Raw genomic sequence first — 20,318 nt, 5'->3', positions numbered from 1 at the left:
ATCTTTCAATCTTTTAATTTAAAAAAATAAACTAGACATATGAAAAAGAAATTCACTTGGAAAAAAGCCATTTATATTGTGTTGGGGCTTTTATTTGCAGTGGCATTGTTCTCAGGGATTGGTTATCTTGTGAAGTCAAATTCAAAAGAAGGCGAATCCTTCCTTACCCGTAAACCAAACATTCAGAATATGGATGATAAGGTAATGGCTACCGGAAAAATTGTTCCCAAAGAAGAAATTGAAATTAAACCCAATATTGCAGGGATTATTGATAAGATCTTAGTAAAGGAGGGTGATAAGGTAGAAGTAGGTCAATTGATTGCTACCTTAAAAATTGTACCAAGTATCTCCGAAGTAAATGCTGCTCAGCAGGAAGTTCAGAATGCTCAGATTCAGATCAGCAATGCTCAGATGAATGTGGGGAACATGCAGAAACAATTTGAAATGCAGGATAAACTGTACAAGCAAGGCGTTGCTTCTAAACAAGAGTTCCTGAACGCTCAGCAACAATTGTATTCACAACAGCAGACCCTTAAAAATTCACAACAACAATTGAATACTGCCCAGAAAAGATTACAGATCGCAAAAACAGGTGCTACTCCTGAATTACAGGGACAAGGGCTGGCAACTACACAAATCCGTTCAAAAGTAGCAGGTACTGTTCTTGAAGTTCCTGTAAAAGTAGGAAGTCAGGTAATTGAAGCGAATAACTTCAACGCCGGAACTACGATTTGTTCCATCGCAGACTTAAACTCTTTGATCTTCAAAGGAGAAATTGATGAAGCACAAGCAGGAAAGCTAAGCGAAGGAATGGATATGAATATCGTAATCGGTGCATTGCAAAATAAGACTTTCCCTGGAAAACTTACAATGATTGCTCCGAAAGGAAAAGATAACGCAGGTACTATCAAGTTTCCGGTAGAAGGAAATGTAGAAAACCCTAATAACGAATATATCAGAGCTGGTTTCTCTGCTAATGGTGAGATTGTATTAAGCTCTCAGAAAAACGCTTTATTGCTGGATGAATCTTTAGTTCAGTATGAGAAGAAACAAGGTAAAGATGTTCCTTTCGTAGAAGTGAAGCAAAAAGACGGTAAGTTTAAAAAAGTATACTTAAAGCTTGGTGCTAGTGACGGAATCAATGTTCAGATTCTTCCAGGATCCGATATTACAAAAGATTCAGAAGTGAAAGTTTGGAACCCATCAGATAAAGATAAAGAAGAACTAAAAGAAAAATCAAAGTCGAAATAATAAACTGACATTATAAATTGGTAAGTCCCGGAGAATTTTCTTCGGGATTTTTTTTTTGTGAATAAAATTTAGCTTGATCATCAAATTAAATTTAAAATGTAATAAAAAGACAGTTAGAAATGTTTTAATTTTAGTTTTAAAATATAGCCATGAAGAAAAGTTACCTGATTTTATTTCTGCTTGTTATTGTAAAATTTATTCTTCAATACACGCTGATAAGTCCTGAATATGAATTGCAGCGGGATGAATACTTACATTTGGATCAGGGAAATCATCTTGCCTGGGGATATCTTTCAGTTCCTCCAGTAAGCTCATGGATTTCATGGCTGATAAAGATATTGGGTGGTTCTGTATTTTGGATTAAATTTTTTCCGGCTTTATTCGGAGCATTTACGATGATCGTTGTCTGGAAAGCTATCGAAGAATTGAAAGGCGGTCTTTTTGCTTTTCTTCTGGCATCCTTAGGATTACTGTTTTCTTCATTGCTTCGCTTGAATATGTTATATCAGCCCAACTCACTAGACGTTCTGTTATGGACTTCTTTTTTCTATATTCTGATAAAATATATCAATACTGAAAAAGTAAGTTGGCTTTATTGGGGCGGAGCTATCTTTGGGATTGGAATATTGAATAAATATAATATTGCTTTTCTTGTATTAGGATTTATTCCTGCACTTTTATTAACAAAACAAAGACGAATTTTTGCAAATCCTCATACGTATGGAGCAGCGCTTTTAGCTTTAATAATTATTTTTCCCAACCTTATCTGGCAGTATAATAATGGATTTCCTGTAGTTCATCACATGAAAGAGCTTTCTGAATACCAGCTAGTAAATGTCAATAGATTTGACTTCTTGAAATCACAATTACTATTCTTTATCGGAGTTATTTTTGTTATCCTGTTTGGCTTTTATGCATTGCTGTTTTATAAGGCTTTTGAGAAAATTAGATTTTTCTTCTGGGGATATGTTTTCACCATGTCATTGTTTATGTTCTTTAAGGCAAAAGACTATTATGCAATAGGTCTTTATCCTATTTATATAGGATTCGGAGCGGTTTATCTGGAGAGTGTTTTAAATAGTGGATGGAAAAGATTTCTCAAACCTGTTTGTCTTTTGCATCCTGTCGTTTTGTTTTTACCTATATATAACTTAGCATTCCCCAATAAAGCCCCTGGATTTATAGTTGAAAATCCAGACTCTTATAAAAGATTTGGACTCTTGCGTTGGGAAGATGGTAAAGATCACCCTTTACCTCAGGATTTTGCAGATATGCTAGGTTGGAAAGAATTAGCCCAGAAAGTAGATAAAGAATATTCACGATTGTCAAAATCAGGAAATACCCTCGTGCTTTGTGATAATTACGGACAGGCGGGAGCGATTAATTTTTATTCAACAAAAGGAGTAAAAGCCGTTTCATTCAATGCAGATTATATCAATTGGATGGATTTAAATAAGAACTATAAAAATCTAATTAGAGTTAAAGATAACTCGGAAAATGAACTTGAGGAAACAGGTGCTTTTTTTAAACACTCTGTAATAGCTGATTCTGTGACAAACCCATATGCAAGAGGAAGAGGAACTGTCATTTTTAGTTTTGAAGATGCGAAAATTGACATACGAAAGAGAATTCAGAATGAGATTAATGAAGTGAAAGACCGATGGAGTAAGTAAAGTTTTAATAAATTAAACCCGTTGTGCGTTTTAAATTATGCTTGACTTTAGATTGTTGATTTTTTTGTTTAATAGTTTTTATTAACAAATTGAACAATTGTAAGAGCTGTAATCTTTGCTAAAACTCTTGTTTTGAATCCTTCAAATGTTTTTACATAATTCCTTCTTATCATAAATTGGTCACATAGCTGAGAGAATAAAGTTTCAATTCTTTTTCTGTGCTTTTTAAACAAGCAAAACTGTGGTTTGTAGTCTTTTTGGTTGATTCTTTTCGGAGTTCCCAAGGTAATATTAGCATAATTAAACAAATTTACCTGTGCCCCTGATGAGAGCCTTTATCACCAAGCAAGATACAATCAGACGCTGTGATGCGCAAAAACCTCTGTTTGGATAACAATACTGTTCATCTTTACATATTTTAGAGCGTGCGCTTAAAAATAATTCCTATTTTTACAATTAATCTTTAACCAAAAATGGTCAATCTATTTTGGGATATGACACAAAAATAGAAATGAAAATAAAAAAAATATTATTTAGCATATTAACCGCTCTTGTTTTAATGATATCAATATTCCTTTATGTGAATAAGGATAAATTTGTCTATGTAGGTTCAGTAGATATTATTGAAGTCGATTGCAGCAAAAAACATCAAATCTTGAGCGAAGTTTTAGAAAGTGACCAAAAGATTAGAAAATCAAACGATCTCATCAAATATGCTAAAGAAGACCATAGGAATCAAGAATTAGTGATTAGCATTATTGAAAAGTGTGGTATGCCAACATTAAAGGAAGTAGGTCAAAAACAAATGGATGCAATCTGGTTGGGACTGCAACATAGTACTAAAGAAATCAGAAAAAAGTATTTTCCACAAATAGAGAAAGCGGTTGAAAATGGAGACTTATCTAAACAACAATATGCATTGATGAAAGATAGGATTTTAATGGACGAAGGAAACCCCCAAATATATGGTTCACAAATAGAAAATGGTAAATTGTATAAATTAGAGAATCCTGAAACTGTGAACGAAAGAAGGAAAGAAATGGGAATGGAACCAATAGAGGATTATTTAAAGAATTTCAATATTCAGTTCAATCCGAATTAACAACACAACATGTAATTCAAATATAATTTTCACTTTCTGCGATTGTAAACACTCCGCTCTATCTTCTCGCTTATAAGACCAGAAAGTTGGCGGAACAGATGATTTTCGCTGTCAATCCCCATATATTCGGCAGTCAAGACGAGGCTTACAACCTCTAAATCCTTCATTTTGGGAATACGTCTCTGGTAAGATAAAAGTGTTTCATCTGAAATTTCCCGTAAAACCTCCAAAATTCTTTCGTAATTTGCAATTAAGTTGTTCATTGTAAATGTTTTGTGTTAAAAACAATTTGCTGAATTTCAATCGAATGAACAACTTATTTCTTTACATTCATAATACACAACGGGTTAAATTAAAATAATACATAAAATTTATTGCAACTTAATTGCGTTAGTTGAGTTTTGTTTTACCTTTGTAGGTATAAAATTTAATCTCAACCGAAACATGGAAAATAAAAATTTTGATGTTATTATCATAGGTGGAAGCTACGCAGGTTTATCAGCAGGAATGGCATTGGGTAGATCCCTCAGAAATATCTTAATTATTGATAACGGAAAACCTTGCAACAGGCAGACTCCTCATTCGCATAATTTTGTAACGCATGACGGGAAAACTCCAAAAGAAATTAGTGAGTTGGCTAAAAAAGATGTGGAAAAATATCAAACAGTTCAATTTTATGAAGGAACAGTTGTTTCTGTAATAAAAAATATTGAGAGTTTTGAAGTTGAAATATCCAATAGAGAAAAATTCCAGGCACGAAAAGTAATTTTTGCTTCCGGAGTGAAAGATATCATGCCGGATATTCCTGGATTTGCAGAATGTTGGGGAATTTCTGTATTACATTGTCCTTATTGCCATGGATATGAAGTGAAAAATGAAGTAACAGGAATTTTGGCTGACGGCGATATGGCATACGAATTTTCAAAATTGATTTTTAATATGACCAAAAGCTTAACCTTATTTACCAATGGGAAAACTAAACTGAACGGTGAACAAATTGAAAAACTGAAGCATAATAATATTAATCTTAATGAAGCTGAAATTGAAAAAATAGAACATGAAAATGGACAGATTCAACAGATTATTTTTAAAAACGGAAATGCTGTTTCTTTAAAAGCATTATATGCCAAAGTTCCTTTTGAGCAAAACATCAATATTTCAGAAAACTTAGGTTGCGAACTAACAGAACAGGGATATATCAAAGTTGATTTTATGCAAAAAACAACCGTTCCCGGAATTTTTGCCTGTGGTGATAATATAACTATGATGAGGTCTGTAGCAAACGCTATTGCACAAGGTAACTTTACAGGTGCAATGGTTAATAAGGAACTTTCCGAAGAAGATTTCTAAAACAAAACATTGATGAAAAATTCAGAATAAATTGAGAAATTAATTTGAATTAATTCTTTTTTTGCTTTAAAAATCATCTTTTTCAATGCTAAAATCTCAACGAAAATTCCGTACATTTGGGGTGGAAAATTTCAAAAACTAAAAGTAAAATGGATATTATTTTCGACCTGATTGAAAAGGAAAGACAAAGACAAACTCATGGATTAGAACTTATTGCATCAGAAAATTTTGTTTCTGAAAATGTAATGAAAGCAATGGGTAGTGTACTGACAAATAAATATGCTGAAGGATATCCCGGGAAAAGATATTACGGAGGATGTGAAGTCGTAGATGAGGTTGAAACATTGGCGATCAACAGAGCAAAAGAACTTTTCGGAGTAGACTATGTGAACGTACAGCCACATTCCGGTTCTCAGGCGAACGCAGCCATTTATCTTGCAGTTTTGAAACCTGGAGATAAAATTATGGGGATGGACCTTTCAATGGGAGGACACCTTACTCACGGTTCTGCAGTTAACTTTTCAGGAATTCAATATGAAGTGGTTTCTTACGGAGTAGAAAGAGAAACTGGTCTTATTGATTACAATCAGATGAGAGAAGTTGCTTTAAGAGAAAGACCGAAAATGATGATTGCTGGTTTCTCTGCTTATTCAAGAGACCTTGACTATGCTAAATACAGAGAGATTGCAGATGAAATCGGAGCTACACTTTGGGCAGATATCGCACACCCGGCAGGTTTAGTAGCAAAAGGATTATTAAACTCTCCATTTGAGCACTGCCACGTAGTAACTACTACTACTCACAAGACTTTAAGAGGTCCTAGAGGTGGTATGATCATGATGGGGAAAGACTTTGAAAATACTTATGGTCACAAAACTCCAAAAGGAGAAACTAAAATGATGAGCCAGGTATTGGATGGTGCTGTATTCCCAGGAATTCAGGGTGGACCACTAGAACATGTGATCGCTGGTAAAGCAGTTGCTTTCGGTGAAGCTTTAGACGGGCAGTTTGAAACTTATGCAAAACAGGTTAAAGCTAATGCTCAGGCATTATCAAAAGCGATGATCGATAGAGGATTTGATATTGTGAGCGGTGGCACAGATAATCACCTAATGCTTGTAGATCTTAGAAATAAAGGAGTAAACGGTAAGGAAACTGAAAAAGCACTAGTACTTGCTGATATTACTTGTAATAAAAACATGGTTCCTTTCGATGATAAATCTCCGTTCACTACATCTGGTATCAGATTAGGAACTGCGGCAATTACAACAAGAGGACTTAAAGAAAATGATATGGATACTATCGCAGAATTAATCTCTGAAGTTGTAGATAATATCAAAAACGAAGAAGTTCTTACATCTGTAAGAAAGAAAGTTAATGAATTAATGGAAGGAAAAGCATTATTCAACTACTAATAATAGAATATAATATCATATAAAGAATGGGCGGTAAGCTCATTCTTTTTTTATCCATATGGAAAAGAAGTCTTTTACTTTTGAAGAAATTAAATTGAAACTGGTTAACTATTGTGTGTACCAAGATCGTTGTCATGCAGAGGTAGAACAGAAAATGAAAGAGTTTTTGTTGATTGATGAAGCAAAAGAAGAAATCATTCTTTATCTGATGAAAGAAAACTACCTTAATGAAGAAAGGTTTACAAGAAGCTACATCAGAGGAAAGTTTTACATCAAACATTGGGGACGAAATAAGATTAAAATGAATCTTAAGCAGAAACAGATCTCTGAAAAACTCATGAATATGTGTTTTGATGAAATATATGAAGAGGATTATTTTAAGACAATTCAGAGAATTTACGAAGATTATTCGTCCAAACAAAAAGGATTACAGGAATATCAACGAAAATCAAAGACAATAAAATATTTGATGAGCAGAGGCTTTGAATATGAGAAAATAAATGATATTTTTGACTGATTAAAAAACAAACACAAAAAGCTTGCAAGGGGAAAAGATCTGGCTATCACCTCCACACCTGGGAGGAAGTGAATTGAAATATATACAAGATGCATTTGATACCAACTGGATCTCTCAATATGGTTCAAATATAGATGCATTTGAAAAAACTATTGAAGATTATCTTGGGTATGATTCATTTGTAACAGCTCTGTCTTCCGGCACTGCAGCAATACATATTGCCTTGAGATTGTTGGATGTTAAAGAAGGAGATTTTGTTTTATGCCAATCTTTCACTTTTGTCGCTTCTGCTAACCCTGTCCTTTATCAAAATGCTATTCCTGTTTTTATAGACAGTGAAGCTTCTACCTGGAATATGTGTCCTAATGCTTTAGAGGATGCCATTAAATATTGTTTGCAACAAGGTAAAAAACCGAAAGCTATTATTGCAGTATCTCTCTACGGAATGCCATTTATGGTGGATGAGATTACAGAAATAGCCAAAAAATATGAAATTCCTATCATTGAAGATAGTGCGGAAGCTTTAGGCAGTAAGTATAAAGATAGACCCTGTGGAACTTTTGGTGATTTGTCAATTATAAGTTTTAACGGGAATAAAATTATTACAACTTCTGGAGGAGGAATACTTATCTCGAGAAATCAACAGCTTACAGATAAGGCACTTTATCTTGCAACGCAGGCAAAAGAAAATAGAGACTATTATAGTCATTCAGAAGTAGGATATAATTACAGAATGAGTAATATTTCCGCGGGAATTGGTCGTGGGCAGATGGAAGTTTTGGAAGATAGGATATTAAAAAGGAGAGAAAATCATAGTTTTTATAATGAAATTTTTAAAAATTATGATGAAATTGATCTTTTTGCAGAACCCAATGATGACTTCTATTCCAATTACTGGCTGAATACAATTACAATTGAAGAAAATAATTACCAGATTACAAAAGAAAAACTCAAAAAAATATTTATTGAAAATAATATAGAAACCAGATATTTATGGAAGCCAATGCATCTGCAGACTTTGTTTGGTGGATATAAATTTTTTGGTAATAATCTTTGTGGTATACTTTTTGACAAGGGTTTATGTTTACCATCAGGCACTAATCTGACTGATGAAAGCAAAAGTAAAATAAGAGATTTATTGACAGATATCAGAGTCTAGATTTATTTTATTTAGATTTAGCAGTTTGATGAAATTTTATTTTAATTTTGCAGGAATGCCTAAGATTAATGATTAACTTAATAAAGGTTTTGTACCGTACTAATAATATATGAACACAAATAAAGACAATGTATAATTCTTTCAGAAAAAAAATATTCGGAGGAGATAATGTTGTCAATCTCTCAGATGTCAGGTATCTTCCTAGGTGGATTATACTAATAATAGATATTATTATTCTTGTAGTATCTTTATTTCTTTCTACATATATAATAGAGAAAATTACTCAAAGAGAATTTGTTTATCATAGTGATAAAAGCGTTGTTTTTGCTTTTATTATATTGATAAACACAGTTTTTATGTATGTTTTTAAGACCTATGCTGGGATTATCAGACATTCTACTTTTATAGATCTTTTTAAACTTTTTGTATCATGTTTTTGTACAATGTTTGTCGTTGCTACAATTAATGTGGCGTATTTTTGGATTACAGGTGGAAAGTTTATTTTAACACCTTACCTTGTTCTGTACTTTGTTATATCCTTTATGGGGTTATTTCTTTTCAGGCTTTATGTTAAAGAATTTTTTCATATCGTAAGAGAATACAGAAGAAGTGCTTTGAAAAAAAGAATCTTAGTATTAGGGATTGATGAACAGTCCATAGCAATTGCACGAGCCATTTTAGATAACCCTAATCTTCCTTATCATGTAGTAGGCTTTTTGACTCAAAGATCAGATTCAAAAAGAGCATCACTTCTAGGCAAGCCAATTTATACAAAAGAAAGAATTGAACAAAATACAAAAGAGGACCTTGTCATTGATGGGGTAATTATCGTAAAGGAAATGATGTCCAAAAATGAAATGAATTCTTGGGTAAATCTATTTCTTGAAAAAGACCTAAATGTTTTTAAAGCCCCTTCGGTACGAAAGTTAAGAGATAGTGATTTAGGAGGTTCCATTAGAAACCTTCAAATTGAAGACCTTCTTAACAGAAAACCTATTAAGATTGAGAACGAAGAGGTAAAGAGCAGGCATTATGGTAAGAATGTATTAGTTACAGGGGGGGCAGGATCTATTGGTAGTGAAATTATAAGACAAGTTGCTCAGTTTACACCATCTTTAATTGTTGTTTTAGATCAAGCTGAGACACCTTTATATGATATTGAGCTTGAAATGAAGGAAAAGTTTCCTCATATCAGATTTAAATTTGTATTAGCAGATGTTTCCAATATTCATAGAGTAGAACCATTATTTCAGGCTTACAACTTCTCCATGGTATATCATGCAGCAGCTTATAAGCACGTTCCTCTTGTAGAAGATAATCCAAATGAAGCAATTCGCGTAAATGTTTTAGGATCAAAGAATATTGCTGTTTTATCCAGTCGTTACAAGGTAAACAGATTTGTAATGATTTCAACAGATAAAGCGGTAAATCCTACTAATGTAATGGGAGCATCCAAAAGAGCAGCTGAATTATTTGTTCAGTCTTTACAACATGCTGAAGGAAACACAACAAAATTTATTACAACAAGATTTGGAAATGTATTAGGATCAAATGGGTCTGTTATTCCTCATTTTAAAAAACAAATTGAAGCAGGAGGACCGGTTACGATTACCCATCCTGATATTGTAAGATATTTTATGACTATTCCTGAAGCATGTGAATTGGTTCTTCAGGCTGGAACTATGGGGCAGGGAGGTGAGATCTTTGTTTTCGATATGGGTGAACCAGTGAAAATTCTTGATCTTGCAAGAAGGATGATCAAATTGTCAGGTTTTGAACCTAATATTGATATCAAAATTATTTATACAGGGTTAAGACCCGGAGAAAAATTATACGAGGAGTTGTTAAGTGATAATGCAAAAACTCTTCCAACACATAATGAAAAAATTATGATTTCTAAAGATCCTACGATGTCGTTTTCGGAAATAGAACGTCTGGTGAATCATATAACAGAAGCTTCTATAATGCAGGAAAAAGTAGAAGTTGTTAAGATTCTAAAACTGATTGTACCAGAATTCATAAGTAATAATTCGATCTACGAGGTTTTGGATAAATAGGAAAAAATATAAATGTATATTTGTACAATTTTAAAATATGAAAAGTAGAATATTAGGACTGTTTTCTATACTCTTATTAGTATCATGTAAGGTTAAAGATAATGCTCAGAATGATTTAAATTATATGCAGAATATAGAACAAGTGGCTATTGAATCATCTGCGAAAAATTCTGGAAATACCATTCAAGCAGGAGATCAGCTGGTTATCATGATTACTGCTAAAGATATGGATGTAGTAAAGCCGTTTAATCAGAATTATTCTTCCTCTGAAATGATTCAAACCAATACCTATGCAGGGGGGAATACACCTAATCAAGGAATGACAACAATATCGGGACCTACTTATATTGTAGATAATAATGGTAATATAGACTTTCCAATAATTGGTACAATTACTACAAAAGATAAAACTCTGATTGATGTAAAAAATGAATTAAGAGAAAAAGTAAGTCAATATGTTATTAACCCTACTATAAGTGTTAGACTTACAAATTTTAAAGTTACAGTACTTGGGGAAGTTAACAGACAAGGAGATTATACGGTTGCTAATGGACAGGCGACTATTCTGAATGCACTGGGGCTTGCTGGTGATTTAACCGGGTATGGAAAAAGGTCAGACGTATTGGTAATAAGGACTGAAAATGGAACAGTTACTCATGGCAGAATTAATTTACAGGATGGTAATTTAATTAATTCTCCGTTTTTTAACTTAAAACAGGGTGATGCTATCATTGTTCAGTCAACTAAAGCAAAAGAAATTGCATCAAGACAGAACCCTAATACTGGTCTTTACCTGACTGCTATTTCTATCGGTGTTACAGCTATTGCTGTTGTTATAGGTTTATTTAAAAAATAAAAGTAAAGTAATTAAATTACCAAAAATATAAGTGTTAATTTAATTTTTTGAAAGAATCACAAAAGAATGAAATCATATAATATAGCCATTATCGGACAAGGATATGTAGGATTACCTTTGTCTTTGGAGTTTGCTCATCATTACCCAGTTTGGGGGTTTGATATTAATAAAGAAAGAATTAATGAACTTAATAATGGTCATGATACAACATTAGAAGCGGATATAGATAAACTTAAATTTTGTTTAAACCGTTATAATGAATCAGAAGGAACCATTGGCTATATAGGATCAAATAATATTCATGAAATTACCGGATGCAATGTTTTTATTGTAACGGTACCTACACCTATTGATAAATATAATGCTCCAGACTTGAATCCATTGCTTACTGCTTCAAAGATGTTGGGAGGAATTCTTAAGAAAGGAGATATTGTTATATTTGAATCTACTGTTTTTCCTGGTTGTACAGAAGAAGAATGTGTTCCGATTTTGGAAAAATATTCCGGATTAAAGTTTAACGAAGATTTTTTTGTAGGATATTCTCCTGAAAGAATCAATCCCGGGGATAAAATCAATACCTTAACAAGCGTAATGAAAGTCACATCCGGGTCAACTGCCGAAATAGCGCAGGAAATTGACGATCTATATAAAAAAATTATTACAGCAGGTACTCATAAAGCGCCAAGTATTAGAGTAGCAGAGGCTTCAAAAGCAATTGAAAATGCTCAAAGAGATGTAAATATTTCTTTTGTGAATGAGCTGGCATTAATATTTGATAGAATGGGAATCGATACTAATGATGTTTTAGAAGCTGCAGGTACAAAATATAATTTTCTTAAATATAAGCCAGGTCTTGTTGGTGGACATTGTATATCTGTAGATCCATATTATCTTGCACATAAAGCTGAGCAATTGGGATATCACCCGGATGTTATTCTATCTGGTCGAAGAGTAAATGACTCAATTGCAAAGTTCATAGCTTCTAAAGTGGTTAAGTTATTGATTGCAAAAAGTAATATTATTAAAGACTCTCAGTCTTTAATTTTAGGGGTGACCTTTAAAGAAAATTGCCCCGACGTTAGAAATACCAAAGTAATTGATATCTATAACGAATTAAAAGACTATGGAATTGGAGTGGATATATTTGACCCTTGGGCTGATAAACAAGAGGTTCAACAAGAATATGGTGTTTCTATTCTTGATCAACTTCCGAAAGATAAAAAATATGATTCTATTATCATTGCCGTCTCTCATAAAGAGTTTTTGAGCTTAGATTTTGAAAAACTTAGAAAGAAAGATAGTGTTATTTTTGATACTAAAGCTTGTATTGATAGAAGTTTAGTTGATGCAAGACTATAATTTAAATAATAAAACTAATCAATTTTTGTTGTTATAATTAATAACAAAGCAATTTGTAAAATTTAAAACTAAATAATGGATAATCCAGTTATTGAAGACTCAGAGAAAAATATTAATATTCAGGAATTAATCAAACCTTATATAAGAAACTGGATATGGTTTGTTATTATCCCTATACTATCATTAATTATCAGTTATTTTTATTTAAAACTAGCTACACCAGTATTTAGTATCCAATCATCTGTACTTATCAAAGATGCTAAAAAAGCTCCTTCTGGGGGCGGAGATTTCGGTGTATTGCAAGATTTATCGGTTCTGGGAGGAATGGGAACCAATAGTATAGAAAATGAAATTGAAATTTTTAAATCAAAAAAATTGATGCACGAAGTTGTAAAACAATTAAGATTACAAACTTCAGTTTATACCAAATATGGTTTAAAAGAAAAAGAACTCTATAAAAATACATCTCCTATTACAATTGAAGTTGTTAATGAAAAACCTTTTACAAAAGGGCCTAAAAAGCCAATTTTAATAAAAATATCTGGTGATAATATTACCTTATCAAGTGACGAATTACCTGAAGTTAAAACTAAGTTTAACAAACTTATTAATCTTCCTTATGCTAACATTCTTATTCTAAAAAATACCCAATTTAATAAAATAGAGGCTGGTGAAATGGGCGATGTGTACATCTCTTATGCAACTGTTGATGGTGCCGTAGATAATTTACAAAAAATATTAAATGTTGCTTTAGTAAATAAAGATGCAACAGTAATAGGGTTATCTTTGAATTATGCAAATGTATCTAAAGCTAAAGATATAGTAAACAAATTAGTTGAAGCATATAACAACGAAGCAATTTCAGATAAAAATTCAGAATCTAAAAAAACAAAAGATTTTATAGATGACAGGATTAATATTATTTCTAATGAATTAGGACAGGTAGAAAATGAAAAAGAAAGGTTCAAATCTAATAATCAAATTACAGATTTAGGAACAGAAGCTAAAATTAATCTAGAGGTTTCTGCAGAAGCAAGAGCAAAACAAATTGATTTGGAATCTCAGCTTGAATTGACAAATGCCTTGATCGATTTTATGAGTAAGCAAAGTAACAGCCAGGTTTTACCTACTAATGTTGGCTTAAACAATACTACAGCAGCTACAAATATTTCTGCTTATAATCAATTAGTATTGGAAAGAAATCGATTATTAGAAAATGCAACGCCTCAAAACCCATTAATAATAGATCTTAATAAACAGATTTCTTCTTTAAAAGGTTCTGTAATGGAAAGTCTTATTAAAAATAGAACTGGAATTCAACTGGCTAAAAATCAATATGAAGGAGAACAGAATAAAATCAGTTCAAAAATTACTAAGATTCCTGCACAGGAAAAAATGTTTAGAAGTATTGAGAGACAGCAGCAAATAAAAGAAAATTTATACTTACTTCTATTACAAAAAAGAGAAGAAACTGCAATTTCTTTAGCTGTAACGGCTAGCAAAGCAAGAATAGTTGATTATGCTTATGCTTCGCCTAAGCCTGTTGCACCCAAAAAGATACTTATACTTTTGGGAGCGTTAGTTTGTGGTTTTGCTATTCCTTTTTTAATTGTTTATGTTAAAGATCTTCTTAACAATAAAGTAAAATCAAGAAGTGATCTTGAGAAACTTTCTCATGGTAAATCGGTAATTGGTGAAATTCCAGGCTTATTAAGAGGTCAGGATGAATTGGTAAAACTTAATGATCTTTCTCCTTTAGCAGAAGCATTTAGAATTCTTATCACAAATATGAATTTTATGATTCCTAAAAAGAAAGATGCTAAAATTATCTTCGTTACGTCAACGGTAAAAGGTGAAGGTAAAACTTTTGTTTCTGTAAACCTTGCACTTACTTTGGCTACTCCAAACAAAAAAGTTATTATTATTGGCTCGGATATCAGAAACCCACAGCTTCAGAGATACAATCCGGCTAGAAAAGGATTATTAGGTCTTACAGAATATTTGTATAATGAAAAGATAACGAATAAAGAGATTGTACATGTTTCGACATTTAATCCTTATCTAGACGTTATCTATTCAGGAAGTATTCCTCCAAATCCTACAGAGCTTCTTACAAATGGTCGTTATCAAAACTTAATTGAAGAACTGAAAGATAAATACGATTATATTATTTTAGATACAGCACCTTTAATGTTAGTTACAGACACGTTCCTTATTGCTGATATGGCTGATGTTACGTTATATGTAACAAGGTCTCAATATACAGAAAATGCATTAATTGATTTTGCTAATAAGAGTATCAGTAGTCAGAAAATCAAAAATGTTGGTTTCATTTTAAATGATGTAGATAAAGATTATTTTGGATACGGTAATAAATATGGTTATGGGTACCACGCTGAAGAACAAAACTGGTTTACAAAACTTAAAAATAGATTTTAATTATGGATAAACCACTTCTTATTACATTACCTAAAATTGTTGACCCTCGGGGAAATCTATCTTTTTTTGAGCATCCTAATCAATTACCTTTTGAAATAGAAAGAACTTACTGGATTTATGATGTGCCAGGAGGAGAAGTAAGAGGCAGCCATGCATTTAAAGAACAACAGGAATTTATTATTGCTCTTTCTGGAAGCTTTGATATAGTATTGAACGATGGTATAAAAGAAGAGAGATTTTCTTTAAATAGATCTTATTATGGTCTATATATCCCCAAAATGTATTGGCGAAGATTAGAAAACTTTTCTACCAATTCATTAGCTCTTATAGTATCAGATAAATCTTATAATAGCGAAGATTATATTAGAGATTTTGAAGAATTTAAAACGTTAGTCAATGAAAAATAATATTTCAGTATTTGATTGTAGTGTAATTGATTTGGGAAAAATCAATTTTGCAGAAGGAAATCTTACTGTAGTTGAGAACAATTCTTCATTTCCTTTTAATGTAAAGCGAGTGTTCTATCTTTATGATATAGCTGGTGGTGAAAGCCGCGGAGCCCATGCCCATAAAGAATGTCATCAATTTCTCATTGCAGCGAGCGGAAGTTTTGAAGTTGAATTGGATGATGGTACTTATAAAAGACAGGTTTTTCTAAATAATCCAAATATGGGACTACATATTCCTCCAGGTATATGGGCTTCAGAGGTTAATTTTTCCTCTGGTGCTATTTGTTTAGTCTTAGCGTCCCATACTTATAATGAAAAAGACTATATCAGAGACTATAATAATTTCTTAGAATTTTTGAAATAATGAAACAATTAGTTAGAAATGTTAAAATTATTGGAACTGGATCTTATGTGCCAGAAACAATATATACGAATGAGTATTTAGAAACTATTTTACATACAAATGCTGATTGGATATTTGAAAATTTAGGCATTAAGGAAAGGAGAATAGCAGATGATACCGAAGCTACCAGTGATTTAGCATGGAAGGCAGGTGAAAGAGCAATTAGTAATGCTGGGTTGACTAAAGATGATATAGATTTAATCATTGTAGCAACTGCCACTCCGGATCGTTTAGCTCCTTCAACGGCATGTATCGTTCAGGATAAATTACAAGCTTATAATGCTGCTGCATTTGATATTTCAGCAGTTTGTAGTGGTTTCCTATTTGGTATGTCGGTTGCTTCACAATATGTGGCAAGCGGGGTTTATGATAATGTTCTCATCATTGGTGCAGATACATTTTCTAAGATTACAGATTGGACAAGGAGAGATGCTGTCTTTTTTGGCGATGGAGCAGGAGCAGCTGTTATTTCTCATTGTAAGGATGATGGTGGGTTTTTAGCTTATCGTCTTTACTCTGATGGCAGAGGTAAAGAAAATTTTACAATTCCAGGAGGTGGGTCAGAGTTTCCTGCAACTTCAGAAACATTGGATGAAAAGAAACATTTCTTTCAAATGAATGGAAGTGCTGTTTATGAAACAGCAACAAAAGTGCTTCCAAAAGCTATTATGCAGGTTTTAGAAGATACAGGGCTCTCAATTGATGACATAGATTTAATGGTACCACATCAACCAAGCATAAAAATTTTACAAAAAACAGCTGAAATAATTGGATTACCTTTTGAAAAAGTAATGACAAATATGGATAAATATGCTAATACTTCAGGTGGAACTCTACCTATTTTATTAGACGAACTACATAGAGCAGGAAAGATAAAAAAAGGAAATATTATTCTTTTTGCTGCTGTAGGTAGTGGCTGGACTTATGGAGCATCTATTATCAGATGGATGTAGTTTTAGTAATAAAAATATATACACAATTATGATTATAATTATTGGAGCATCAAAAGGAATAGGTAAATTCCTATACGAAAAATATAAATCTTTAGGTGTTAAAGTTTTAGGCACTTATAACAGTACTTCCACTTCTGCCGATGAACTTTCTAAAGTAGATGTTACAGATTACCAAGAGGTTTCAAATTGGATTGAAAGTAATACTGAGTCATTAGAAAATATTACTCTAATCAATTGCGCAGGAATTACTTATAATGCATTTGCACATAAATCAGATCCTGATGCATGGAAACAAGTGATTGATGTAAATCTAGTAGGCTCGTTCAATTGTATAAGAGCAGTATTACCAATAATGCGTTCTCAGAAATTTGGTAGAATTATTAATTTTTCCTCTGTTGTTGCCTCTAAAGGTACTCCTGGAATAAGTGCTTATGCAGCATCTAAATCAGCATTATGGGGAATGTCTAAATCGTTAGCTCAAGAGAATGCAGGACTGAATATAACGATTAATAATATTAATTTGGGGTATAGTGAACTAGGAATGATCAATCAGGTACCACAAGAATTTCTTGAAAATCTAGTTAAGCAGATACCAGCTAAAAAATTATGTGAACCTATTGATATTTTTAAAACAGTAGATTATCTAATCAATTGTGAGTATATCAATGGTTCATCAATTGACCTAAATGGAGCATTAATATGATTAAAGAAATAATAGAAAGACAGATAGAGTTTCGAAAGAATGAACTATTGCATTATTCACCCACAAGTTTTTTTAGAAATACTATTGAGAAATCATTTGAATATTTCGTTAAAAATGACATTCTTTTGAAAATGAATGAAGGTAAGCTATATAGTGTGGATGTAGAAGGCCATACTTATAATTTCTTCTATGAATTTTTAGAATGGGACAGTGATTTTTTTAAAATGCCTACTCTTAAGCTTACGTATATCCTTTTCAATGAAACTAATTATGATAATTTATTGAAAGCTATTTTAGCTTTTAAAGAAAATGTTGTAAAAGATAATTACATTTTTATTGAAATTCCTTCTGAAGATATTTTTGTTATTCAGGCTCTTAATGAGAATATGTTTAGGCTTGTAGAAACAAGAATGACATATTATTTAGAACTCAATAAATTTGAAAATAATAGATATGCTGTTAGAGAAGCTCAAGAATCTGATATTACAAATTTGAAAAGAGTTTCCTCTGAAATGGTTAATCCTTTTGACAGATTTCATGCAGATGTTTGCCTAGATCCTGTCATTGCAGATAGTTTTCTGGGAGTATTTGCAGAAGAATCAGTGAAAGGTTTTGCAGATTATGTGATGGTTCCTAATGAAGAAGGTGTACCTGCAGATTCATTTTTAACAGCAAAGTATTATAAGAATTGGTGGGATCATATTGATACTAAAGTTTCTAAAATGGTACTAAGTGCTGTATCATCCAAAACCAATCAAGGATGGTATGTTAAGTTGATTTCGGAAATGGCTTATCACTTAAGAGAACAAGGAGCAGAATTTGCTCTTATGCATCCCGCATCTACAAATAAGGCAGTAATTCACTCTTATGAAAAACTAGGATGTAAATTAGGTAAAGTTTCACATATTTTAACATACAAACAAAGATGATTAAGTTTTTAGATTTACAAAAAATCAACCTGGCTTATCAGCAGGAGATTGAAGATAGAATTGTTAAAACCTTCCGCTCAGGATGGTACCTGTTAGGAGAGGAAGTGAAAATCTTTGAGGAGAAATTAGCTCAATATATTGGATCAAAACATGCTATTGGAGTAGCCAATGGATTAGATGCTTTACGTTTGATTCTCAGAGCATATATTGAATTAGGAATCATGAAGAAGGGAGATGAGATTATAGTTCCTTCGAATACTTACATAGCTTCTATTCTTGCTGTTTCAGATAACGGGCTAGTTCCTGTATTAGTAGAACCGGAAATCAATACATATAATATTGATATTTCTAAAATCGAAGAAAAAATCACGCCTAAAACCAAAGGAATTCTTATAGTTCACCTTCAGGGAAGAGTTGTTTTTTCTGATAATCTTAAAAAAATTGCCGAAAAGCATCACCTTAAAATTATAGAAGATAATGCTCAGGCAATTGGTGCAGAATGGAATGGAATAAAAGCTGGTAATCTTGGAGATGCTGCAGGTTTTAGTTTTTATCCAGGGAAAAATTTGGGTGCTTTAGGTGATGCTGGAGCAGTGACGACCAATGATGATGAGTTAGCAAAAGCTATAAGAGCACTTGCTAATTATGGTTCAAATCAAAAGTATGTTAATATCTATCAAGGTTTAAATTCTAGACTGGACGAAATTCAAGCAGCTGTATTAGACGTCAAACTGAAGTATATTGACAATGAAAATAATATAAGAAGAGAAGTTGCTAAAAAAATGATAGAAGGAATTAAAAATCCAGCTATTATACTTCCAGAATATCCTGCAGATGAAAAAGAGCATGTATGGCATGTTTTTGTAATCAGAACAGAGAAAAGAGATGAACTTCAGACTTATCTTACAGAAAGCGGAGTACAAACAATTATTCACTATCCTATCCCACCACATAAGCAAAAAGCATATGAAGAATGGAATGATTTATCATTTCCAATCAGTGAGAAAATTCATAATGAGGTTTTAAGTTTGCCAATTAGTCCGGTAATGAGTGAAGAAGAAATAACCAAAGTAATTGACAAATTAAATAATTATGTTTAAAGCTAAGGTCGTTTTTATTTATTTGAAACTCATTAAATATCATCACTATTTTTATTATTTTGTTACCAGAAACTTGTTCAGATTAGGAAAAATAAAATTCTCAGAAACTCCATCTCTAGGACAATTATTATTGGTTAGAGGAGAAGGAAAAATTACTGTAGGTAAAAATTGTTTATTTGGAATAAAAAGAGGAGGATATAATTATAAGGGGGTAATAGAGTTTCAGCCCAGAGAAAAAAACTCCCAGATTATAATTGAGGATGATGTTCAGACTAATAATAATCTATTTATTTGTGCGGCTAATAAAATTGTCATATCGTCTAAGACACTTATAGGGCAAAATGTTACAATTATGGATTTTGAAGCTCATGGAATTGACCCATCTAAAAGAAGTGAAATAGGAAAGATAGGTGAAATATTTATTGGAAGGAATGTTTGGATAGGAAATGATGTTGTTATTCTTAAGAATAGTTCTATTGGTGACAATTCAATAGTTGCGGTGGGATCAGTTGTTTCAGGGAAATTTCCAGCTAATGTAATTATAGGTGGAGTACCAGCTAAAATAATAAGAGAGATTACAAATTAATATCACTCTAAAATACT

18 protein-coding genes and 2 pseudogenes are annotated in these 20,318 nt (G+C 32.2%); 18 read left to right on the top strand and 2 right to left on the bottom strand.

What is annotated here, in order from left to right:
- Positions 1 to 39 precede the first annotated feature (39 nt).
- Positions 40 to 1,251: an efflux RND transporter periplasmic adaptor subunit gene (locus BW983_RS06540; protein ID WP_076551009.1), complete on the top strand. Its 1,212-nt coding sequence runs from the start codon at positions 40 to 42 to the stop codon at positions 1,249 to 1,251.
- 149 nt (positions 1,252 to 1,400) lie between these two features.
- On the top strand, positions 1,401 to 2,924 hold the full coding sequence (locus tag BW983_RS06535) for a glycosyltransferase family 39 protein (RefSeq protein ID WP_076551007.1): 1,524 nt from the start codon (positions 1,401 to 1,403) through the stop codon (positions 2,922 to 2,924).
- A 30-nt stretch (positions 2,925 to 2,954) separates the two neighbouring features.
- Here BW983_RS06535 and BW983_RS24340 read toward each other — a convergent pair.
- Positions 2,955 to 3,356: pseudogene (locus tag BW983_RS24340) on the bottom strand (transposase); the annotation flags it as partial.
- Positions 3,357 to 3,435: 79 nt separating this feature from the next.
- On the opposite strand from BW983_RS24340, the gene BW983_RS06525 reads away from it, so the two are divergent.
- Positions 3,436 to 4,026: a DUF6624 domain-containing protein gene (locus BW983_RS06525; RefSeq protein WP_076551003.1), complete on the top strand. Its 591-nt coding sequence runs from the start codon at positions 3,436 to 3,438 to the stop codon at positions 4,024 to 4,026.
- Positions 4,027 to 4,058: 32 nt separating this feature from the next.
- Here BW983_RS06525 and BW983_RS06520 read toward each other — a convergent pair.
- Positions 4,059 to 4,289 (bottom strand): annotated as a pseudogene (locus BW983_RS06520) (IS982 family transposase); the annotation flags it as partial.
- A 181-nt stretch (positions 4,290 to 4,470) separates the two neighbouring features.
- On the opposite strand from BW983_RS06520, the gene BW983_RS06515 reads away from it, so the two are divergent.
- From BW983_RS06515 to BW983_RS24335, 15 genes are all read left to right on the top strand, one after another.
- Positions 4,471 to 5,376 carry an NAD(P)/FAD-dependent oxidoreductase gene (locus tag BW983_RS06515; RefSeq protein ID WP_076551000.1) on the top strand — a complete coding sequence of 302 codons (906 nt, stop codon included), beginning with the start codon at positions 4,471 to 4,473 and terminating at the stop codon, positions 5,374 to 5,376.
- A gap of 149 nt (positions 5,377 to 5,525) precedes the next feature.
- A complete protein-coding gene (gene glyA / locus BW983_RS06510) occupies positions 5,526 to 6,791 on the top strand; it encodes a serine hydroxymethyltransferase (protein WP_076551755.1) in 1,266 nt (421 codons plus the stop codon).
- Between the two features lie 52 nt (positions 6,792 to 6,843).
- The gene (locus BW983_RS06505; protein WP_394333182.1) at positions 6,844 to 7,308 is read left to right on the top strand and encodes a regulatory protein RecX; all 465 of its coding nucleotides are present in this window, start codon (positions 6,844 to 6,846) and stop codon (positions 7,306 to 7,308) included.
- A 22-nt stretch (positions 7,309 to 7,330) separates the two neighbouring features.
- Positions 7,331 to 8,467 carry a DegT/DnrJ/EryC1/StrS family aminotransferase gene (locus BW983_RS06500; RefSeq protein WP_076550998.1) on the top strand — a complete coding sequence of 379 codons (1,137 nt, stop codon included), beginning with the start codon at positions 7,331 to 7,333 and terminating at the stop codon, positions 8,465 to 8,467.
- Between the two features lie 128 nt (positions 8,468 to 8,595).
- Positions 8,596 to 10,524: a polysaccharide biosynthesis protein gene (locus BW983_RS06495; RefSeq protein WP_076550996.1), complete on the top strand. Its 1,929-nt coding sequence runs from the start codon at positions 8,596 to 8,598 to the stop codon at positions 10,522 to 10,524.
- Between the two features lie 37 nt (positions 10,525 to 10,561).
- A complete protein-coding gene (locus BW983_RS06490) occupies positions 10,562 to 11,380 on the top strand; it encodes a polysaccharide biosynthesis/export family protein (protein WP_076550994.1) in 819 nt (272 codons plus the stop codon).
- Between the two features lie 66 nt (positions 11,381 to 11,446).
- Positions 11,447 to 12,739 (top strand): nucleotide sugar dehydrogenase, encoded by a 1,293-nt coding sequence (locus tag BW983_RS06485; RefSeq protein WP_076550992.1) that lies wholly within the window; start codon positions 11,447 to 11,449, stop codon positions 12,737 to 12,739.
- Between the two features lie 75 nt (positions 12,740 to 12,814).
- Positions 12,815 to 15,178: a GumC family protein gene (locus BW983_RS06480; RefSeq protein WP_076550990.1), complete on the top strand. Its 2,364-nt coding sequence runs from the start codon at positions 12,815 to 12,817 to the stop codon at positions 15,176 to 15,178.
- Between the two features lie 2 nt (positions 15,179 to 15,180).
- Entirely contained in the window at positions 15,181 to 15,585 is a 405-nt protein-coding gene (locus BW983_RS06475) for a sugar 3,4-ketoisomerase (RefSeq protein WP_076550988.1), read from the top strand.
- Positions 15,575 to 15,991, top strand: a complete 417-nt coding sequence (locus BW983_RS06470; RefSeq protein ID WP_076550985.1) for a sugar 3,4-ketoisomerase — start codon at positions 15,575 to 15,577, stop codon at positions 15,989 to 15,991. The genes BW983_RS06475 and BW983_RS06470 overlap by 11 nt, the downstream gene beginning before the upstream one ends.
- A complete protein-coding gene (locus BW983_RS06465; RefSeq protein WP_076550983.1) occupies positions 15,991 to 16,983 on the top strand; it encodes a 3-oxoacyl-ACP synthase III family protein in 993 nt (330 codons plus the stop codon). The genes BW983_RS06470 and BW983_RS06465 overlap by 1 nt, the downstream gene beginning before the upstream one ends.
- A 28-nt stretch (positions 16,984 to 17,011) precedes the next feature.
- Complete coding sequence (locus tag BW983_RS06460) at positions 17,012 to 17,686, top strand: SDR family NAD(P)-dependent oxidoreductase (RefSeq protein ID WP_167369968.1); 675 nt, start codon at positions 17,012 to 17,014, stop codon at positions 17,684 to 17,686.
- Entirely contained in the window at positions 17,683 to 18,615 is a 933-nt protein-coding gene (locus BW983_RS06455; RefSeq protein ID WP_076550979.1) for a GNAT family protein, read from the top strand. The genes BW983_RS06460 and BW983_RS06455 overlap by 4 nt, the downstream gene beginning before the upstream one ends.
- Positions 18,612 to 19,715, top strand: a complete 1,104-nt coding sequence (locus BW983_RS06450; protein WP_076550977.1) for a DegT/DnrJ/EryC1/StrS family aminotransferase — start codon at positions 18,612 to 18,614, stop codon at positions 19,713 to 19,715. The genes BW983_RS06455 and BW983_RS06450 overlap by 4 nt, the downstream gene beginning before the upstream one ends.
- Complete coding sequence (locus BW983_RS24335; RefSeq protein ID WP_076550975.1) at positions 19,708 to 20,301, top strand: acyltransferase; 594 nt, start codon at positions 19,708 to 19,710, stop codon at positions 20,299 to 20,301. The genes BW983_RS06450 and BW983_RS24335 overlap by 8 nt, the downstream gene beginning before the upstream one ends.
- Positions 20,302 to 20,318 lie beyond the last annotated feature (17 nt).

The organism is Chryseobacterium ureilyticum (genome assembly GCF_900156735.1).
GTDB classification, from domain to species: domain Bacteria; phylum Bacteroidota; class Bacteroidia; order Flavobacteriales; family Weeksellaceae; genus Chryseobacterium; species Chryseobacterium ureilyticum.
This window is presented reverse-complemented; position numbering and strand designations above follow the sequence as displayed.

Bases quoted from the DNA above. Each gene is read 5' to 3' on its own strand.
- BW983_RS06540 (WP_076551009.1), top strand. From the start codon at position 40: ATGAAAAAGAAATTCACTTGGAAAAAAGCCATTTATATTGTGTTGGGG.
- BW983_RS06535 (WP_076551007.1), top strand. From the start codon at position 1,401: ATGAAGAAAAGTTACCTGATTTTATTTCTGCTTGTTATTGTAAAATTT.
- BW983_RS06525 (WP_076551003.1), top strand. From the start codon at position 3,436: ATGAAAATAAAAAAAATATTATTTAGCATATTAACCGCTCTTGTTTTA.
- BW983_RS06515 (WP_076551000.1), top strand. From the start codon at position 4,471: ATGGAAAATAAAAATTTTGATGTTATTATCATAGGTGGAAGCTACGCA.
- glyA (WP_076551755.1), top strand. From the start codon at position 5,526: ATGGATATTATTTTCGACCTGATTGAAAAGGAAAGACAAAGACAAACT.
- BW983_RS06495 (WP_076550996.1), top strand. From the start codon at position 8,596: ATGTATAATTCTTTCAGAAAAAAAATATTCGGAGGAGATAATGTTGTC.
- BW983_RS06490 (WP_076550994.1), top strand. From the start codon at position 10,562: ATGAAAAGTAGAATATTAGGACTGTTTTCTATACTCTTATTAGTATCA.
- BW983_RS06485 (WP_076550992.1), top strand. From the start codon at position 11,447: ATGAAATCATATAATATAGCCATTATCGGACAAGGATATGTAGGATTA.
- BW983_RS06480 (WP_076550990.1), top strand. From the start codon at position 12,815: ATGGATAATCCAGTTATTGAAGACTCAGAGAAAAATATTAATATTCAG.
- BW983_RS06475 (WP_076550988.1), top strand. From the start codon at position 15,181: ATGGATAAACCACTTCTTATTACATTACCTAAAATTGTTGACCCTCGG.
- BW983_RS06470 (WP_076550985.1), top strand. From the start codon at position 15,575: ATGAAAAATAATATTTCAGTATTTGATTGTAGTGTAATTGATTTGGGA.
- BW983_RS06465 (WP_076550983.1), top strand. From the start codon at position 15,991: ATGAAACAATTAGTTAGAAATGTTAAAATTATTGGAACTGGATCTTAT.
- BW983_RS06460 (WP_167369968.1), top strand. From the start codon at position 17,012: ATGATTATAATTATTGGAGCATCAAAAGGAATAGGTAAATTCCTATAC.
- BW983_RS06455 (WP_076550979.1), top strand. From the start codon at position 17,683: ATGATTAAAGAAATAATAGAAAGACAGATAGAGTTTCGAAAGAATGAA.
- BW983_RS06450 (WP_076550977.1), top strand. From the start codon at position 18,612: ATGATTAAGTTTTTAGATTTACAAAAAATCAACCTGGCTTATCAGCAG.
- BW983_RS24335 (WP_076550975.1), top strand. From the start codon at position 19,708: ATGTTTAAAGCTAAGGTCGTTTTTATTTATTTGAAACTCATTAAATAT.